Below are 17,015 nucleotides of genomic sequence, written 5' to 3' on the forward strand. Positions count from 1 at the left end.
CGCATGCTCACTACGAATTCTCTAACCACTGTTTACTAATCACTAACCACTGCGGCAAAGCCGCTCTCTTTCGTCTAATCTACACCGGCGTTTTGCTTTTTTCCCCGGCGATTTCTCGAACGAGTTTCGGTACGAGGTAGCCGGGGAGTTTTGTGCGTATTTGCGCGATGAGTTCGCGGGCGCGTTCGTCGCTGACTTCAAAATGGGCGACGCCCTTCGCATGGTCGAGCTGGTGAAGGTAGTAGGGGAGGACTCCTTGCGTAAACAGCTTGCGGCACAGGCGTTCGAGCGTTTCTGCGTCATCGTTCACGCCTTTCAAAAGAACGCTCTGGTTCAAGAGTGTCCAACCGCTGAATTTAAGTTGTGCGAAAACGGCGGCGGATTCTTCGTCTAGTTCGTCGGGGTGGTTCACGTGCACCACGAGCACACAATTGAATCGTGCGGGGAGTTCACGCAAAAGTTCAAAATGCTGCATCACGAGGTCCGGTCTCATGATCGGGAGTCTCGTGTGGATGCGGAGCGTCGTCACGGACGGGTGGAATGCAATTGCTTCCACGAGGTCGCGGAACGGTCCCGGGCCAAGCGTGAGCGGGTCTCCGCCTGAGAGTATGACTTCCCAGATGCTCGTATGGACGTCGAGCCAGTTCGAAACTTCTCTCGCGATATTCTGTGTGTCCTGGAAGGGGTAGTTGCGTCTGAAGCAGAAACGGCAGCGCACACCGCAGGCAGAAGTCGAAACGATGAGAGCGCGGTTCTCGTACTTTTGCAAGATGCATTCGGACTTGCCGGCGGGGAGGTCGCCCACAGGGTCATCGACAAAGCCGGGGGCTTCCTTGAGTTCGGCCTTGCTCGGTAGAACCTCGCGTAGCAGTTTGACGGGCTCGGCCGAATTCTTGATGAGGTCGGCGTAGTGCTTGGAACAGTTGAATGCGAACGTGGGCTCTTGGTCGAGGTTTGCGCGCATTTCGCTTGTCAAACCGGTAAAATCATTGCCCAAATAGTCTAAAAATTCAGAAATATGCGTGAAGATTTTAACAGAATTGTCCATTATATTGCTAAATTTAGAATCAAAAACCAAAAGAGGATAATATGGGTACTGTAAGCACCAACGAATTCCGTAAAAAATTGAAAATCATGGTTGATGGTCAGCCGTATGAAATCATCGAAAACCAGTTTGTGAAGCCGGGTAAGGGTCAGGCTTTTAACCGCGTTCGTATCAAGAACTTGGTGACTGGCCGTACTCTCGAACGCACCTGGAAGAGCGGTGATACGGTGGAAGAAGCTGATGTGACCTACACCGAAATGACCTACCTCTACAACGACGGTTCTACTTGGTATTTCCTCAACAGTGAAACTCAGGAAACTGAAGAAATCTCCAAGGAAGCTCTCAATGGTTGCGAAGTCTGGCTCCTCGATGGCGCTACTGTAGAAGTGACCTGGTGGAAGGACCCGAAGTCCGGCGCTACGCTTCCTATCGAAGTGATTCCGCCTACCTTCGTTGACTTGATGATCGTTGACGCTCCTCCGGCAGTTCAGGGCAACACCAGCGGTAACGTGATGCGTGAAGCCACTCTCGAAACTGGCGCTAAGGTGATGATTCCGCTCTTCATCGAAAACAACACCAAGATTCGCGTGGATACCCGCGACGGTTCTTACCTCGAAAGAGCAAAGTAATCTTGTCATCCTGGAGCGCGTAGCGCGATAGGATCCATACAAATAAGCCTCGTCCTTGCGACGGGGCTTTTGTTGTACTGCGGTGAGGTCGCATTGACAAACTGTCTATAAAATAACAGCTCTTCAAATGAGCTTTTTTCTCGTTTCTGTATAATTTATAGTTGTTGTTTAACCGAAAGGGATATATGGGAATGTTTGATAAGCTTTCTGGTTTTGCGTCCGTGGCGTGTTTTGCTGCGGGCTTCCTTGCGTTCGGAACTGCGCCTGCAACTGCCGCTCCGGACCCCAATTTCCACATTTACATTGCGTACGGCCAGTCCAACATGGGCGGCACTGCTGATGCCCAGAGCGCGGACAAGGTTGAAAATTCGCGCTTCAAGATTTTCGCGACGCAGAAGTGCTCGGGCAAGGGCCGCAACTCGCTAGGCGATGTTTACCCGGCGGTGCCCTCGCTCTTTAACTGTGGCAACACGATTTCTGTGGCGGACTGGTTTGGCCGTACGATGGCCGACAGCATGCCTGACGTGACGATCGGAATTATCCCGGTTGCAGTGGGTGGCGCAAGCATCAAGCTTTTTGACCAGGACCAATACAAGAGTTACCTCTCGACCGCAGAAACCTGGCTCCAAAACTATGCGAAAGAATATGCAAGCGACGGAAACGTGACGAAGACGATTATCGATATCGCTAAAAAGGCGCAGGAAAAGGGCGTTATCAAGGGCATCATCTTCCACCAGGGCGAAACGGATGGCGGCTACTCGGACTGGCCGAAAATTGTGAAGAAAACTCGCGACGATATTCTCAAGGCGCTCAACTTGAGCTCCGATACGGTGCCGTTCGTGGCAGGCGAACTCTTGCGTGAAGGCTGCTGCTATTCCGACCGCGTGTCGAAACTCCCGAACACGATGGACAACACCTATTACGCCTCGTCCGAGAACTTGAAGGGCAATGGCGTGGATCGATTCCATTTCAATCACGATGCCTACGTAGAATTCGGCAAGCGCTATGCGGCGCAGATGCTCAAGGCGGTGAACCGCAAGCCTGTGGAACCTGTTCCGCAGAAGCCGTTTGGTAAGGTGGATGGCGATAGCGTTGTTGCTGGCGAACCGGCGAAAATCCCTGGGAAAATCGAAGTTGAAAATTACGACATCAATGGTGTCGGTAGTGGTAATAGTTCTTATTCCGATAAAGATTCCGAAAACAAGGGTGCTGCATACCGCAAGGACGGTGTCGATATTTATAAGGGTGGAGACAATTACGCTATCGGTTATACTGAAGAAGGCGAATGGCTGGAATACACCGTGAATGTGGAGCGTGACGGCAAGTTCTACATTTCTGCGAATGTGGCTTCTGGAACAGAATCGTCTAGCTTCAGCCTGCTCCTGGATGATAAGGAAATTGTCCCTTCAACGAAGGTTCCAAAAACGGGCGATGAGTGGGACGTCTATGAATGGCTGGAATTAGGTCAGGTGAAATTCACTAAGGGCGAGCACGTGTTGAAGCTTTTGATTACAGGCAATTACGTGAACATTGACTGGATTGAAGTTGAAGATCGGTCGCTTGTCGTTCGCCCGAAATTTGAGGCGTCCTCGGGCTCACAAATTTACGATGTGTTCGATATGCTCGGTTCACATGTGGGCCGTGTCGAGGCAACGACAGCAAAAGATGTTTCGCAGAAAGTACGTACTCTCGTGAAGCCCAAAGGCGCGTACCTTGTGAAGTCTCGTAACAGCTCCGCGACCATCCGCGTGACGAAATAACCTGTCTACTTCCTACTGTCTACTTCCTACTGCGTTGCGGAATACTTCCGCGACGCGGTCCGGGTTATCGCTTTTAAGCCAACTTAACGTTTCGGTACCGCGGTAGCTCCAGGCGAAAATGTTCTTGATGCCTGCAGCACGGCTTTCAGCGACAGCGATGGCGAGGTCATTTTCGCGGCCCGCTTCAATTTGGTACGCCTTGACCCACATCTGTACGGATTTCCCGTAGCGGGTTGCGACTTCGACGAGCTTGTTTGCTGTTTCGCGGTATTTTTCATGGACCCATTCTTCGCTTGCTCCGCGCTCCCAGTACGGATCGCTTGCGATTTCATCAACGGCATCGAGGCACGCGACACGGCTCCAGTCGTCGAGCCCCGCCGGGAACCACGGCGGCAGCATGCAAACGCAGTTGCGTTTGCCGCGCGCTTTAACATCTTGAGTCATCTCGTCCAAAAATTCAATGAGGCTTTCTTCGCGGAACAGCTTTACGTCGTCTGTAAGTTCCGCGGGCATCTCGTAACCAAACTTTGTACGGAATTTTTCGCGACATTTTTCGCAACGGCAACTCCAGTTGCTGAGCCCGCCTTTTTCAAAATAAAAATGCGGCTCGTCCCAAAAAATGGTAGAGACTTTCGTATCGCAGACGGTTGCAATCCACTTGTGCATATAGGCGCGGAACTCCGGGTGGTTCGGGCAGGCGGCCACTTTCGGTTTCCCGTCTATGGCAACCTGGCACATGTCGTGATTGCGTGCTGTGAGTTCCGAATAAGCTTCACCGCCAAACACGCGACCAATTCCCCACGGATTCACATAAACGCTGAGTCCCATCGCGGCAGAATCGTTCACGATCTGCTTCATGGAGTCGTAATAGTATTGCAGGTCCTCTTCGCTCCAAGTATGGAGCACTGCATTGTAGCCTGCTTCTTTTATCTGTACAAGGTCTATGTGTGCAAGCTTCGGAGAGCGCACACCAAAGTAGCTAACGCCTTTAATCACGGTTGAAAACCTCTGTTAGATTCCTCTATAGCTTTTATGTTGGGTCCACTTGGCCCATTGCGGACAACCGTTCTTATGCAGCACGCTTTCGAGAGTTGCGTACCATTCTTCTTCGCTCACTGGTCGGCGAATCCAGAATGTGCTATCGTCTCTGGAATCTTCGGGGAGTGGCATATCGTCCGGAATGATTTCGATAATCCAGGATTCCGGGATACCGTTGTGAAGTTCCTTGCTGAAGGCGAGGTTCTTCTCGGTTGCATGGTCGGCGTGGTCAAAGATGATGAGCGATGGCGACTGGCCGATGATGAGTGCCGATTCCAAAAGGCTCTGGGCGCTTTCGATGGAATTGCAAGTATAGAGGGTGGAATCCTCTGCCATGTTGCCATGCTCTAAGAGCCAGCGGAAGGTCCACTGGTTCAGCTTGTCGAGGCTGCCTGGCGAAGATGGCGTTATGAAAAATATGTGTCCCACAGCTAAAGTATAGAAAGTTTATTGTTAAATTATGGGGAGAAAAATTGAATTGTCATTGAAAATTATGAATTTCCCTGATCTTGGTGAATTTCGGTTTGTCCGTAAAATATTGGATGGGGTTGCTCCCTTAAAACATGAACCACCCACGCACCGCGGTTGGCTGTCGGCGGGGGATGACTGCGCCATCTTTGATGGCTGGCTTGCGACCAAGGACCTCTCGGTCGAAAACACGCACTTCCGGCTGGACTGGTCGAGTCCGGAACAGGCGGTCGAAAAGCACATTGTGTCCAACGTCTCGGATGTGTCTTCCATGGGCGGTCGGCCCAAGATTGCACTGTTCGGACTTTGCGTGAACAAAAATTGGAGCGAAGAAATTCGAAACAGAATTGCAAAGGCTGTTGCGCAAGGCTTTGAGAGAAGAGAAATTACGTTGATTGGTGGAGATACGGTCTCTGGCGATGTCGGAATGTTTTCGACAACACTCCTTGGCGCGACTGATGGCGAAACTGCGCTCCTCCGCAGTGCCGCAAAACCGGGGGACCATGTTTTTGTGGCGGGTACGCTCGGCAAATCTGACGCCGGACTTTGGATTTTGATGAACCATCCTGAAGAGGCAAAACGCTTCCCGAGGCTCGTCGAATACCACTTGGCACCCCAAATTTGTGAGGATGCAGGGGCCCAATTGGTAAAACAGGGGGTGCGTGGCGCCTGTATGGACATTAGCGATGGCCTTAGTTCCGAAGTAAACCACCTTGCTCTCTCGTCGGGCGTTTCCATTGAAATAGACGAGCAAAAGCTGCCGATTGACCCAGATGTTTTAGAAATGTGCTCGTATTTTGGCCTTTCCCCTCTCCAATTTGCGCTAAATGGGGGTGAAGAATACGAACTTCTGTTCACTTCTAATCTTACAAAAAGTATATATTTACAAGGAGCGCCCCAGAAAGGCGCAATCTATGATATCGGTATGGTATCTTGTGGTAGAGGTGTTTATTTGAAAAGGCAAGATGGAGCTAGGGTGCTCTTGAATGCTCGGGCATGGTCGCATCTATGAAAGATTCAAATAGTTTAGGGCAGTTGCTGGTTCGCGTTAACCTGATTAACGAAGATCAGTTAAAGTACGCCGAAGACGAAGTTAAGTTTTGGACGCAAAAAGGCAAGAAGCTGACTCTTGCCCAGGTTCTTGTGAAGGCGGGGATGGTCTCGCAGGAACAGCTGACCGATATTCTCGGTGTGCAAATGCAGAGCGTCACCAAAAAACGTATTGGTGAAATGCTTTTGGACCAGGGCTTTATTACTCAGGAACAGTTGAACGAGGCTCTTGAAAAGCAAAAGACTGCTGGCGGCAAGCGCTTGGGTCGTGTGCTTATCGATATGGGCTTTATCGACGAGAAAAAGCTCACCGACATTCTTTGTTGCCAGTTCGAGGTTCCGTACGTCAAGCTCGATGCCATTAAGCTTGATGAAAAGGTTTATGAATTTATCCCCGAAGACCAGTGCCGTGCGAACAAGATTGTTCCGCTTTATGTGTCTAAAGATGCCCGCCAGGCTCTCGTGGTTGCGATGGCGGACCCGACGAATGTGCGCCTCAGGGACTCCATCAAGTTTAAGGTCAAGCGCCATGTCGATGTGGTCATGGCGTCTGAACAGGACATCAAGAAGACTATCGATATCCTTTTTGCGGGCCACGGCCCTGCCGAAGAATCCCTGGCCGAACTTATTGGCGGTTCTAACGAAGATGAACTTGAAACGGTCGAACGCGGTAGTAGTGCAAGTGATGAACCGGAACTGACCGACGAAGAAGGCCGCCAGGTCGTGAAGATTGTGACGACCTTGATTCACGAAGCGATTGCACGTCACGCCTCCGATATTCACCTTGAACCGCAAGAGACGTTCCTCAAGTTGCGTTACCGTATTGATGGTGACTTGCAGGTGATGTCTCCGATTCCGGCACGTTTGATGCCACAGATTCTTTCGCGTATCAAGCTTTTGTCCAAGATGGACATTGCAGAAAAGCGTAAGCCGTTGGACGGACGTTTCACAGTGCGTTACAAGGGATCCGAAGTGGACCTTCGTGTGAGCTCGTTCCCGATTTCTTTGCGTAAGCGCGGCGTCTGCGAAAAGATCGTTATGCGTATTTTGGACCCGAATTCGGGTCAGTTCCCGCTACGTGAAATGGGCTTTGACGCCCGTGTGCTCAAGCAGTTTATCGATGCGATTAATGCCCCGAACGGCATTGTGCTCGTTACCGGTCCTACGGGTTCCGGTAAGTCTACGACGCTTTACGCATCTATTCGAGAAATTTTGGATTCCACGATCAACATCTCGACGATGGAAGACCCGGTGGAATTGAATATTGACGGTGTGAACCAAGGTCAGATTAACAATGCCGCTGGCTTTACCTTTGCGGCGGGCATTCGTGCCTTGCTCCGTCAGGACCCGGACGTTATCATGATCGGTGAAATGCGTGACCAGGAGACCTCGACGATGGCTATCGAAGCTGCTTTGACGGGTCACTTGGTCTTCAGTACGCTCCATACAAACGACGCTGCTGGTGCTTTTCCTCGTTTGCTCGAAATGGGACTGGAACCGTTCCTTGTGTCTACCGCAATTAAGGGGGTGTTGGCTCAGCGCCTTGTGCGCCGCATTTGTAAGAACTGTAAGGAGCCGGTCGAAATCTCGCAGGAACTTCGCGATGAACTCCACCTCTCGCCGGATATGCAGTTCTACCATGGCCGCGGTTGTGAAAAGTGCGATGGTTCGGGCTTCAAGGGCCGTTGCGGTATTTACGAGTTCCTCGTGCCGAACGAAGCTGTGCGTAACCTCGTGATCAAGCGCGCATCCGGTGACGAAATCAAACGCGAGGCCATCAAGTCTTGCGAAATGATTACGCTCCGTATGGACGGCATCAACAAGGCGCTCCAGGGCCAGACCACGTTGGAACAGGCCATCGGCGCATCTACTGCGGATGAATAGTCGCTAGGTTATAGGAGGCTGGTTGTAGGTCTTAGGAAATATTACGTTGTTATCTCGGACTTTTCGTCCTGTCATGCCCGACTTGATCGGGCATCTCCTATTTTTGTAAGAGTCTAAACTAATAACCAACGACTAATAACTAATGACCATTGACCAATAACCAATAACCATTGGCTATTTCCTAATGCCTAACCCCTAAAACCTACAACCTATTTTCTATATTGCACATCTGTATATCGACTAGGAGTGCTAGATGGACGATTTCGTAGAATGCAATGTTGTTGATGATAGTGTTTTAGACAAGGAATTGAACCCGGAACAGGCCGCAGCCGCGAAGAAAATTAACGGCCCGATGCTGATTTTGGCCGGTGCAGGTTCTGGAAAGACGCGTTGCATTACTTACAAGATTGCTCATTTGGTTTCGTACCACAAAGTTGATTCCAATCGCGTGCTGGCGGTAACCTTTACGAACAAGGCCGCCCGCGAAATGAAGGACCGTATCCAGAAACTTTTGAATTGCCGTAAGTCGTTCAATTGGATGGGCACGTTCCACTCTGTTTGCCTTAAGCTTCTGAAGCTCTGTCTGGCGAAGGAATCGGTCATCAAGGCACTTGGCGGCAAGTGGTTCGATGCGAATTTCTCGATTTATGATGACGACGATCAGAAGCGCATCCTCAAGGAAATCTTGAAGGATGATCTGGGCGATGATTACGATGTTGCAGAACTGAAAAAGGTGCACGGCGCAATTTCCCGTTTCAAGAATACGGTTTTGTACAAAGGTGATAAGGCTACCTTGCAGACTCCGGACGTGGCGACCATGAATGCGGAATTTGCCGACCAGGAGCGCTATGCTCGTTACTACGAAGCTTATCAGAAAAAGCTTGCGGAATCGAATGCGATGGACTTCGACGACTTGCTGTTCAATACGGTTCGCATGTTGCAGATGGTGCCGAATCTGGCGGAACAGCTGAGACAACGATTCCAGTACGTTGTCGTGGACGAATACCAGGACACAAACGACGTCCAGTATGAACTTTTGAAGTTGCTCATCAACAGGGATACGAAAAACGTAACGGTGGTGGGCGATGACGACCAGAGTATTTACGGCTGGCGTGGCGCAAACATCAAGATTATTCGCAATTTCCACCGCGATTTTGCTCCGGTGACGATTGTAAAGCTCGAACGCAATTACCGCTCGACCGCAAACATTGTTAAAGGCGCAGGTTCTGTGATTGCGCATAACATCCGCCCAGCAGAAATGCAGAAGAACGTGTTTTCCAAGGAAGAAGCGGGCGAGCTCATTCATGTTCGCTATTTCGAAGACGACCGTTCTGAAGCCTCGAACATTGCTAAGACGATTGCGCAGGCGGGTCCTGATTTTTATGCAAAGACGGCTGTTTTCTACCGCACGAACGCCCAGTCGCGTGTGCTCGAAAAGGCGCTCAACGACCTGCGCATCCCGTCGGTAATTTTTGGCGGAACAAGATTCTGGGACCGCAAGGAAATCAAGGATGTGCTTGCCTACTTGCGTGTGCTCGCCAACGAGAAAGACGATGCCGCTTACTTGCGTGTGATTAACACTCCGCCGCGTGCCATCGGCAAGACGACAGTCGAAGGCGTGCTCGCCAAGGTGAAAGCGGGCGAGGGTTCGTTCTGGGACAATCTTTTGGCTGAGGCGAACGGCACCGGTCGCGGCGCTCCGAAGCTCAAGGTTTTTACGGATCTTGTGACGAACTGGAAAAACATGATGACTTCTGGCGAGTATCCGCTCCCGATTCTTGCAGAACATATCATCAACGATACGGGCTATAAGGATTTCTTGCGCAAGGAAGACGAAATCACGGCTGACGAACGCATTGCGAACTTGGACGAAATGATTAACGCTATCCGCGAATTTGACGAAGAACATCCGGGTGCAACGCTCGATGCGTTCTTGCAGGATATTTCGCTTTTGACGGATGGCGACAAGAAGGTCGATACGTCGAAGGGCCTTGTGACGCTCATGACAATCCACATGGCGAAGGGCTTGGAATTTAATACGGTTCATTTGGCGGGCTGCGATGATGAAATCTTCCCGCTCGTGCGTGGAACTTCTATGCTCTCGATGGCAGAAATCAACGAGCAGATGGAAGAAGAACGCCGCCTGTTCTATGTGGGTTGCACCCGTGCTGAAAAGAAACTTTATCTGTACCATGCCGAACGCAGGTTCTTCCAAGGAAACATTAGACCGTTTGCGCCGTCGCGATTCCTCAAGGAACTGGATCCGTCTGTTGTCGACTTTACGCCGTGCCTGAATACGCGACCGGGCGTGCCTGACTTTGTCGGCAATACGCGCTCTAAGCCGTCTTACGGTTCGTTCGGCTCGTCGAGTTATGGTTCTCGTCCGTCTTATGGAAACTCTGGCTCGGGCAATTCCTATGGAAATTCTTATGGAAACCGCTCGTTTGGCGGTGCCTCCCACGGCAGTAGCTTTGGTGGCTCCCGCAGCGGTTTTGGCGGGTCTTCGTTTGGCTCTCGTCCGGCGCCTGTTCCGGCGTCCATCAAGAAGAACGATAAGCACATTGTTTACCGCAATCCGGTGAAGGTTGTAAAGGCTCCTGCTCCGTCTGGTCCGATAATCGAGTACGACAATCCGTATCACGAAGGCGCACGCGTTCGCCATTCCAGGTATGGGACGGGTGTGATTATGAAGGTTTACGGCAGTGGCGATAATGCCCGCGTCGATGTGCGCTTCGATCGCGAGAACATGAACCGCACTATCATCCTCAAATACGCTGCGTTGGAAGTGATTGGATAGCGGCTCCGCCGCTTTGGGTGTCATTCTGGAGGGGCGCAGCCCCCGATAGGATTTGGTCATTATCTTTTGCAATGTCATGCCGGACTTGTTCCGGCATCACCTTTCTCGTATCATGTCATGTTGAGCGAATGCGAAACATCCAGAGCATAGTCCTTACATATAAATTTTCATAAAAACGCTTGGCGTTGTTTTTGCGATTTTGTAAATGATATTCAGATGTTCTCACGTTTGCAGTGCTGAAAGAATGCGAGGCGAATATGAAAATTTTTAAAATGAAAAATTTTTTCATCGCGATTGTCGTCGCAAGTGTTGCCTTTGTACTTTCTGGTTGCAAAGAAGAAAAAAGAGTGACTGAGTCTAGTCATTTGACTGAAACGAAGGAATTGGCTACATCTCAGAAAAATGAAAAACCTATTTGTTGTTTCAAGGATGATTATAATGTTGTAGAATCTAATGATAATGTTGCACATCAAAGGAACTTAAAAAATGATAGTTCCTCTGCAGGTCTAGATAGTAGTTGGTATCGTCGTGGTAAGCCGATACCTAGCTTTGATGAAAAAAATGAGGCAAGTCGGGATAGAATTCGTCGAAGTAAAGGTATTGCTATTGATTTTGAACAACAGAATCCTATTGTTATGAATTATCCTTCTTGTGTTCAATTTGGAGTTAGATGTGCATCTAGGGGCTCTGTTAAGATACCTCCTGTACGTGAAATTGATTTTAAGTATGAAAAGAATGGCTCTCGTACTGCTTCAGATATTATGAAAACTATTCGTCTGCGCACTCCAGGCCTTCGCCATATTTATCGTAAACACTTAAAAAAAATGCCGGGATTTCAAGGCCAAATTACCTTAAAATTCACAATAATTTCCAGTGGCGAAATTTCTGACATTTCCATCGTTTCCTCTACAACACAAAATCGCGAATTTGACACTGGAATTCAACAATATGTAAGCCGTTGGATGTTTCATAAAATAAAATCCGGCAAAACAACTGTCACAATTCCGTTGATTTTTACTGAATGACTTTTGCTTGCAAACGGTTGTTGGCAAAATGGATGTCAACCAGCCCGACCCCTTGTTTTTCTTGAACTTGTTTGTTAGATTATAGTTAACGGTTCTGATGAACTGTTTTTCTTATATCGTTTGCTATATCCTTTCTTATATCGTTTGCTATATAAACTTGTCTCTAAAAAAGAGAAAGGATTTTTATGGAAGAAAAACAGGCGGCAAAAAAGCCTCACGATGCTTTTTTCCGTTGGCTATTTGCAGATGTTAAGCATCTCAGGTATTTGCTTGAACTTGCTGGTAAAATAAATATTGATGTGGGGGAGTTCCTCGCTGCGGTAAATTTGGATACGCTAGTCCGCATTCCGGATTCGTATTCTGAGGTCTATGAAACGGGTGATGCAGATTTGGCATTCCGTGTTAATGTTCTGACGGGCGCACCCGTGTTTGTGGGCATCCTTGTGGAACATAAGTCTGGCCGCGATGCCAATATGTTCAATCAACTTGCGCGTTACATGCGTTCCGTGATGAAACGCTTTGACGAGGGGCGCCTATTTGACGGCCTCCCGACGATGGCGATGATTTTTTATAACGGACGAGAAAATTGGAATCCGCTTGAATTGCTTGAGAAGGACTATCCTGCGTATTTTCACGGCATGGTTTTGCCGTTCCGTTGTGCGTTCGTGAATATGTCGGACATTCCGGACAGCGATTGCCTTGCTTGCGAAAATGTAACGACAGGCTTTGGTATCGCGGCGATGGCGCACGCTTACGACAAGGATGCTATCCTTCACGTATTTAACCAGTTCAAGCCGAGATTGCGAAAAATGCTAGATAAGGAGTGCTCTTGTTTGCTCGAAAAAATAAGTCTATATTTATCGGAGTATCTCGGTAAAGAAGTTATGAAGGAGTTGAACATGGCTTTCAAGAGCATTGGACAAAAGTACGGATTCGTCAGTGCCGGCGATGTTTACCGCCAGGAAATTGCCGATGCGCGCTCCGAAGAACAAGCCAAGGCGCAAAAGCTGATTAACGAAGAACGTCAAAAGGCAGAAAACGCTAAAGCTGAATTGGCGCAGAATCGAGACGACACAGAAACTGTTCTACGTGAAATGGGAATGTCTGATGAAAAAATTGCTGAAATGCAAGCCAAATTAGAGGTTCTTCGTCAAAGCAGACTGTCTCATGGATAACTTACTTTGGGTATATCGAGGAACAAATTTTAGCGGAGTAGAAAAAATTTTCTATCTTGCATTCCGTAAAATAAGAGGTTTTTTATGCTTGAACGTGAAGAAGTATTGAAGCTTGCGAAGTTGTCTCGCTTGAGCATCGCAGAAGAAGATATTCCGGCAATCAAGGGGCACTTGGACAAGATGCTCGACCATCTCGAAGCATTGAAAGCTTTGGACCTTTCGAACGTGGAACCGATGACGGCTGTCGAAAACGGCGCAACCATTCTCCGCGAAGATGTGCCGGTGCAGGGCTTTACTCTCGAACAGGCTTTCGCAAATGCTCCGGCGGTTGAAAACGACCACTTCGCCATCCCGAAGGTGATGTAGTTCGCCTTGAACAAGGTTAGTTGCATCGTTCCGGCCCGCATGGGCTCGTCCAGATTCCCGGGGAAACCACTCCTGAAGCTCAACGGCAAGGAGATGATTGTCCGTACCATGGAGCGCGCGCTCCTTGCGGATTGCTTTGACCGCATTGTCTGTGCGACGGATAGTTCTGAAATCGAGGCGGTGGTCAAGGCGGCTGGCTTTGACTGCGTGATGACTGGCGAATGCGCAACTGGTTCTGACCGCGTGGCAGAGGCCGCCAAAAAGCTTGGCCTTGACCTAGTCGTGAATCTCCAGGGCGATGAGCCTCTCGTTGAACCTTCTGTGCTCCGCGATGTCGCGAAAGACCTCTCGGAACACCCCGACTGCTGGGTGACGGTCGCATGCCCGCTTGACCCCGCAGAAGCTGAACTCAAGACCGTCGTGAAAGTGCTCGTGCGCGATGGCCTTGCTGTCGACTTTACCCGCGTGGTGCCGACAGCCGAAGCAAGTCGCTGGTTCCAGCACCAGGGCATTTACGCTTATTCCCGCGAAGCTCGTGACGAGTTTGCGTCGCTCCCGCAGGCGAAGATTGAGCTGGAACGCTCGCTGGAACAGATGAGGATTTTAGGGCGTCGCCCCATCCGCATTGTCGAGAGCGTTTATCCGAGCATTTCCGTGGACGTCCCGTCGGACGCAACTCACGTTGAGAATATTTTGCTAGATCGTTTGCTAAATCCTTTGCTAGATGAACGCTCTCAGAAAGGCAATGAACGCATCTGAAAAAAGAATTCTCAAACTTGCAATCATCCTCTTTATTATTGGTTTAACCGTCCGTTACCTCCCGTGGGGACTCCCGTCTATCGAAACGTTCGAAGTCGGTGACGCTATTGTTGTCGCAAATGCGTCTCCGGGGGGTGCTCCTGCCGCATCACCGGGAGCGTCTTCTTATGCGGTCCCGATTGCAGATACTAGTGCGGCTCCAACTAGCGATACTAACAAAATAATAACCCTTGCGGATTCCGGTCCGAAATTGACGGAGCATCACCGCAAGGCAAAGAAAAAAGTTTCGTTCCCGCTAAATATCAATACGGCAGGTGCCGATGACTTGTGTGCGATAAAGGGGGTGGGGCCTAAGCTTGCTGATAAAATTATTGAGCGCAGAAATGCTTCAGGACCGTTCAAGGGGCCGTCGGACCTTAAAAAAGTGCATGGAATTGGAAAGAAAAAACTTGAAAACATGTTACAATTGATAATTTTTGATTAGTTTTAGGATATAAAACTTTACATAAGCATATTTATGAGCGATACGAAGTTATATCTAGGCGTAGAAGTTGGCGATACTTCCATGAAGGTCGCCCTTGTGGACGCTTCTGCAAAGAAAGTGGTTAAGGCGGCTGTTCTCCCGTCGGAGAGTAACCCCATTTACGATATTTTCCTTTTTGAAAGCATGCTCCAGCAGTGGGTGGACGATAACCAGATCAAGGATATCGAAGCGACTTCTGTGACGATGCCTGCGACAATGTCTATCATTCGCAAGGTGTATATCCCGCCTGAGGCTGCTGCCAACAAGGATCAGTACCTCAAGTGGTACATGGAACTTTTCACAAATGCTGACGTGAACGCCTACGTCGTAGATTCCATTACGCTGAGTGGTGACGATTCTTTGGGTTATAATGAACTTATCATGGCGGTTCGCAAGGAGTGGGTCGATGCTTTGCGCAAGGGCTTCCGTTCCCGAATCCTCTCGCCGAAGTCGATGGAAGTCGATGTGCTCTCGCTCATGAACGTGATGGATGTGGGCGAAAAGATTAAGGATGCTGTCTGCGTGGTGAAGGCGGACTTTACCGGTGTGACGCTGGCCTGGATGCGCCGCGATGAACTTCTTGCCTTGCGTTGTGTCTCGACGCTTTCGATGGTCGGCAAGACCGAGGATGTGGCGTACCCGATTCTTGCAAATGAGATTATTGAGCAGATGAAACTTGCGCAGACGGAGAACTCCATCAATGGCGTGACGGATTTGCGCCTTTGCGGCGAAATGGCCTCGAATGAACAGTTCGTGGAAATTCTCCTGGGCAAATTGGCTGGCTACAAGGTCTCGCTGATGAGTGGACTTTCCCAGCTCCCGTGTGACGAAAGCGTGAACCCCGCTGACATGATTTGCTGTGTCGGTGCTGTCGGTGCCGCGCTCAATCAGATGGAGGGTGTATGATTCATATGAACCTTATTGCGGTGGCGGAAAAGAATTCCTCCATCGGTAATGTCTCGCAGCATTTGCATGTGACTAATGTTGCGGATGTGGAACGTCGTAACAAGAGAAAGTACCTGGCTTATGTTGCAGTGATTGTTGCTGCATTCCTGGGCTTGAGCGCTTACTTGAATTTGAACGGCGTTCCTGCAGCCCTGGATGGCGTTTTCCCTGATTCTTACCTCAACTTGATTGGGGCAAAGGGAACTTCAGCAAACAAGACGGCCCCTGCCGGTCCGACGGTCGAAGAGGTGGCCAAACAGCGTGAAGCGATTGCCAAGGCTCGTGCTGCAATGCCTGTGAGCGATATTGTAAACGAAATCAAGCCTCAAGCGTTGTTTAATAATAAACGAACAAGCTATAGCGGCTATCTTCCGCTTGAAAAACTCTCGTTCCAGAAAAAGGCTCTTCCGAAGTTCTTGACGTTCCTCAACACGTCTGCTCCGGATGATATCGGATTCTCGGAATGTGTGTTCCAGGCTCCGAACTATTATTACTTGCGCGGTATTGCGATGAAGGCTTCGTCGCAGCACACGCTTATGGATAGGCTTAAAGCGGTGAGTCGGCAGTTCCAGTCTCCGATTGCCTCGGAAGCGGCGACGGAAGTGGCTGCGTTTGGTCAGTTCAATGTGACGGACGTGCAGCTCAATGCAATTCGTAACTTTGTTGCAACAAACGAAATTGCAGCTGAAGTTAGGGCGCTTAAGTCACTCGCTGCTACAAACAAGGTTCAACTGAAGGGCTTGGAAAAGCCTGTCGTCGAAGACTTTGGCGTGTTTAAACGTTATGCGTACAACGTGACGACGACCGCAGACTTCGCTGATTTGCTGAACTTCTTGAATGTTTTTTCGGAATCCCCAATTCGTATGGGCGTGCCTAAGGCAGACCTGAGGTTTGCTAAGAAAAATCTGGTCACTGCGCTACGTATTGAAATGTTAGTACTCCACTAGTATGCCGATTCGAATTACTGGTGGTTCTTTGCGGGGGCGCAACATCGAGTCCCCGGATACCATGAAAACACGTCCGACAGCTTCCCGCACGAGGGAAGCTCTCTTTAACATTTTGCAGGGCGTCGATGGTTTCCGTATGTTAGACCTTTTTGCCGGCAGTGGCATTATGGGGCTTGAGGCGTTGAGCCGTGGGGCCGCTAGTGTGACTGCTGTGGAACTTGCGCGTCCGCAGGCGAAGATGATAGAGCGCTCGTACAAGTCGGTCGGTATGGATTCCAGGCTAAAGCTCTTGGAAACGAGTGTGCTTACGCTCAAGAAAGAAATTGTCTGTGCCGATGGCGGTTTTGATTTGATTTATGCGGATCCGCCGTTTAAGGACATGGATTACCCGGACTTGCGACCGTTTATCGAGTGGCTGAATCCTGGTGGCGTGGCTGTTTTTGAGGCTCCGAGCCGCAAGTTGCCCGAATGGGCGAAGGGTGAGGATTTTCAGGGGCAAGTTCGCCGCTATGGAGAATCTTCGTTGATAATTTTCAGGAAATAAAGGGATAACGCTAGTTTAGAGTTCTGAGCTACTAGTTACTAGAAATGTCTATATTGCAAT

Annotated in this window: 16 protein-coding genes; 13 read left to right on the top strand and 3 right to left on the bottom strand. The window is 49.6% G+C overall.

Annotation, left to right across the window (positions count from 1 at the left end; genetic code table 11):
- Window positions 1–79: 79 nt before the first annotated feature.
- Complete coding sequence (locus B3A20_RS09740; protein ID WP_290764109.1) at window positions 80–1,048, bottom strand: KamA family radical SAM protein; 969 nt, start codon at window positions 1,046–1,048, stop codon at window positions 80–82.
- 41 nt (window positions 1,049–1,089) lie between these two features.
- On the opposite strand from B3A20_RS09740, the gene efp reads away from it, so the two are divergent.
- Together efp and B3A20_RS09750 are read left to right on the top strand one after the other, a co-directional pair.
- On the top strand, window positions 1,090–1,674 hold the full coding sequence (gene efp / locus B3A20_RS09745) for an elongation factor P (protein ID WP_173563545.1): 585 nt from the start codon (window positions 1,090–1,092) through the stop codon (window positions 1,672–1,674).
- A 185-nt stretch (window positions 1,675–1,859) separates the two neighbouring features.
- Window positions 1,860–3,434: a sialate O-acetylesterase gene (locus B3A20_RS09750; RefSeq protein WP_290764113.1), complete on the top strand. Its 1,575-nt coding sequence runs from the start codon at window positions 1,860–1,862 to the stop codon at window positions 3,432–3,434.
- Window positions 3,435–3,446: 12 nt separating this feature from the next.
- Here B3A20_RS09750 and B3A20_RS09755 read toward each other — a convergent pair whose 3' ends face one another.
- Window positions 3,447–4,430, bottom strand: coding sequence for a hypothetical protein (locus B3A20_RS09755; RefSeq protein ID WP_290764115.1), 984 nt, complete (start codon window positions 4,428–4,430; stop codon window positions 3,447–3,449).
- Between the two features lie 15 nt (window positions 4,431–4,445).
- Window positions 4,446–4,901 (bottom strand): hypothetical protein, encoded by a 456-nt coding sequence (locus tag B3A20_RS09760; protein WP_290764118.1) that lies wholly within the window; start codon window positions 4,899–4,901, stop codon window positions 4,446–4,448.
- Window positions 4,902–4,965: 64 nt separating this feature from the next.
- Between B3A20_RS09760 and thiL the strand changes: the two genes are divergently transcribed.
- From thiL to rsmD, 11 genes are all read left to right on the top strand, one after another.
- On the top strand, window positions 4,966–5,952 hold the full coding sequence (gene thiL, locus B3A20_RS09765) for a thiamine-phosphate kinase (RefSeq protein ID WP_290764121.1): 987 nt from the start codon (window positions 4,966–4,968) through the stop codon (window positions 5,950–5,952).
- Window positions 5,949–7,874 carry a GspE/PulE family protein gene (locus B3A20_RS09770; RefSeq protein ID WP_290764123.1) on the top strand — a complete coding sequence of 642 codons (1,926 nt, stop codon included), beginning with the start codon at window positions 5,949–5,951 and terminating at the stop codon, window positions 7,872–7,874. Before thiL ends, B3A20_RS09770 begins: the two co-directional genes overlap by 4 nt.
- A gap of 253 nt (window positions 7,875–8,127) precedes the next feature.
- On the top strand, window positions 8,128–10,671 hold the full coding sequence (locus tag B3A20_RS09775; protein WP_290764126.1) for an ATP-dependent helicase: 2,544 nt from the start codon (window positions 8,128–8,130) through the stop codon (window positions 10,669–10,671).
- Window positions 10,672–10,928: 257 nt separating this feature from the next.
- Complete coding sequence (locus tag B3A20_RS09780) at window positions 10,929–11,696, top strand: AgmX/PglI C-terminal domain-containing protein (protein WP_290764128.1); 768 nt, start codon at window positions 10,929–10,931, stop codon at window positions 11,694–11,696.
- A gap of 185 nt (window positions 11,697–11,881) precedes the next feature.
- Window positions 11,882–12,871, top strand: a complete 990-nt coding sequence (locus B3A20_RS09785) for an Rpn family recombination-promoting nuclease/putative transposase (RefSeq protein WP_290764130.1) — start codon at window positions 11,882–11,884, stop codon at window positions 12,869–12,871.
- 84 nt (window positions 12,872–12,955) lie between these two features.
- Window positions 12,956–13,237: an Asp-tRNA(Asn)/Glu-tRNA(Gln) amidotransferase subunit GatC gene (gene gatC, locus B3A20_RS09790; RefSeq protein ID WP_073422954.1), complete on the top strand. Its 282-nt coding sequence runs from the start codon at window positions 12,956–12,958 to the stop codon at window positions 13,235–13,237.
- A 6-nt stretch (window positions 13,238–13,243) separates the two neighbouring features.
- Window positions 13,244–13,996 (top strand): 3-deoxy-manno-octulosonate cytidylyltransferase, encoded by a 753-nt coding sequence (locus B3A20_RS09795; protein ID WP_290764133.1) that lies wholly within the window; start codon window positions 13,244–13,246, stop codon window positions 13,994–13,996.
- Entirely contained in the window at window positions 13,983–14,480 is a 498-nt protein-coding gene (locus B3A20_RS09800; RefSeq protein WP_290764135.1) for a ComEA family DNA-binding protein, read from the top strand. Before B3A20_RS09795 ends, B3A20_RS09800 begins: the two co-directional genes overlap by 14 nt.
- 33 nt (window positions 14,481–14,513) lie before the next feature.
- A complete protein-coding gene (locus tag B3A20_RS09805; protein WP_290764138.1) occupies window positions 14,514–15,425 on the top strand; it encodes a hypothetical protein in 912 nt (303 codons plus the stop codon).
- Window positions 15,422–16,411: a hypothetical protein gene (locus B3A20_RS09810; protein WP_290764140.1), complete on the top strand. Its 990-nt coding sequence runs from the start codon at window positions 15,422–15,424 to the stop codon at window positions 16,409–16,411. The genes B3A20_RS09805 and B3A20_RS09810 overlap by 4 nt, the downstream gene beginning before the upstream one ends.
- A gap of 1 nt (window position 16,412) precedes the next feature.
- The gene (gene rsmD, locus B3A20_RS09815) at window positions 16,413–16,955 is read left to right on the top strand and encodes a 16S rRNA (guanine(966)-N(2))-methyltransferase RsmD (protein ID WP_290764143.1); all 543 of its coding nucleotides are present in this window, start codon (window positions 16,413–16,415) and stop codon (window positions 16,953–16,955) included.
- The last annotated feature ends 60 nt before the right edge of the window (window positions 16,956–17,015 follow it).

The organism is Fibrobacter sp. UBA4297 (assembly GCF_002394865.1).
GTDB lineage: Bacteria > Fibrobacterota > Fibrobacteria > Fibrobacterales > Fibrobacteraceae > Fibrobacter.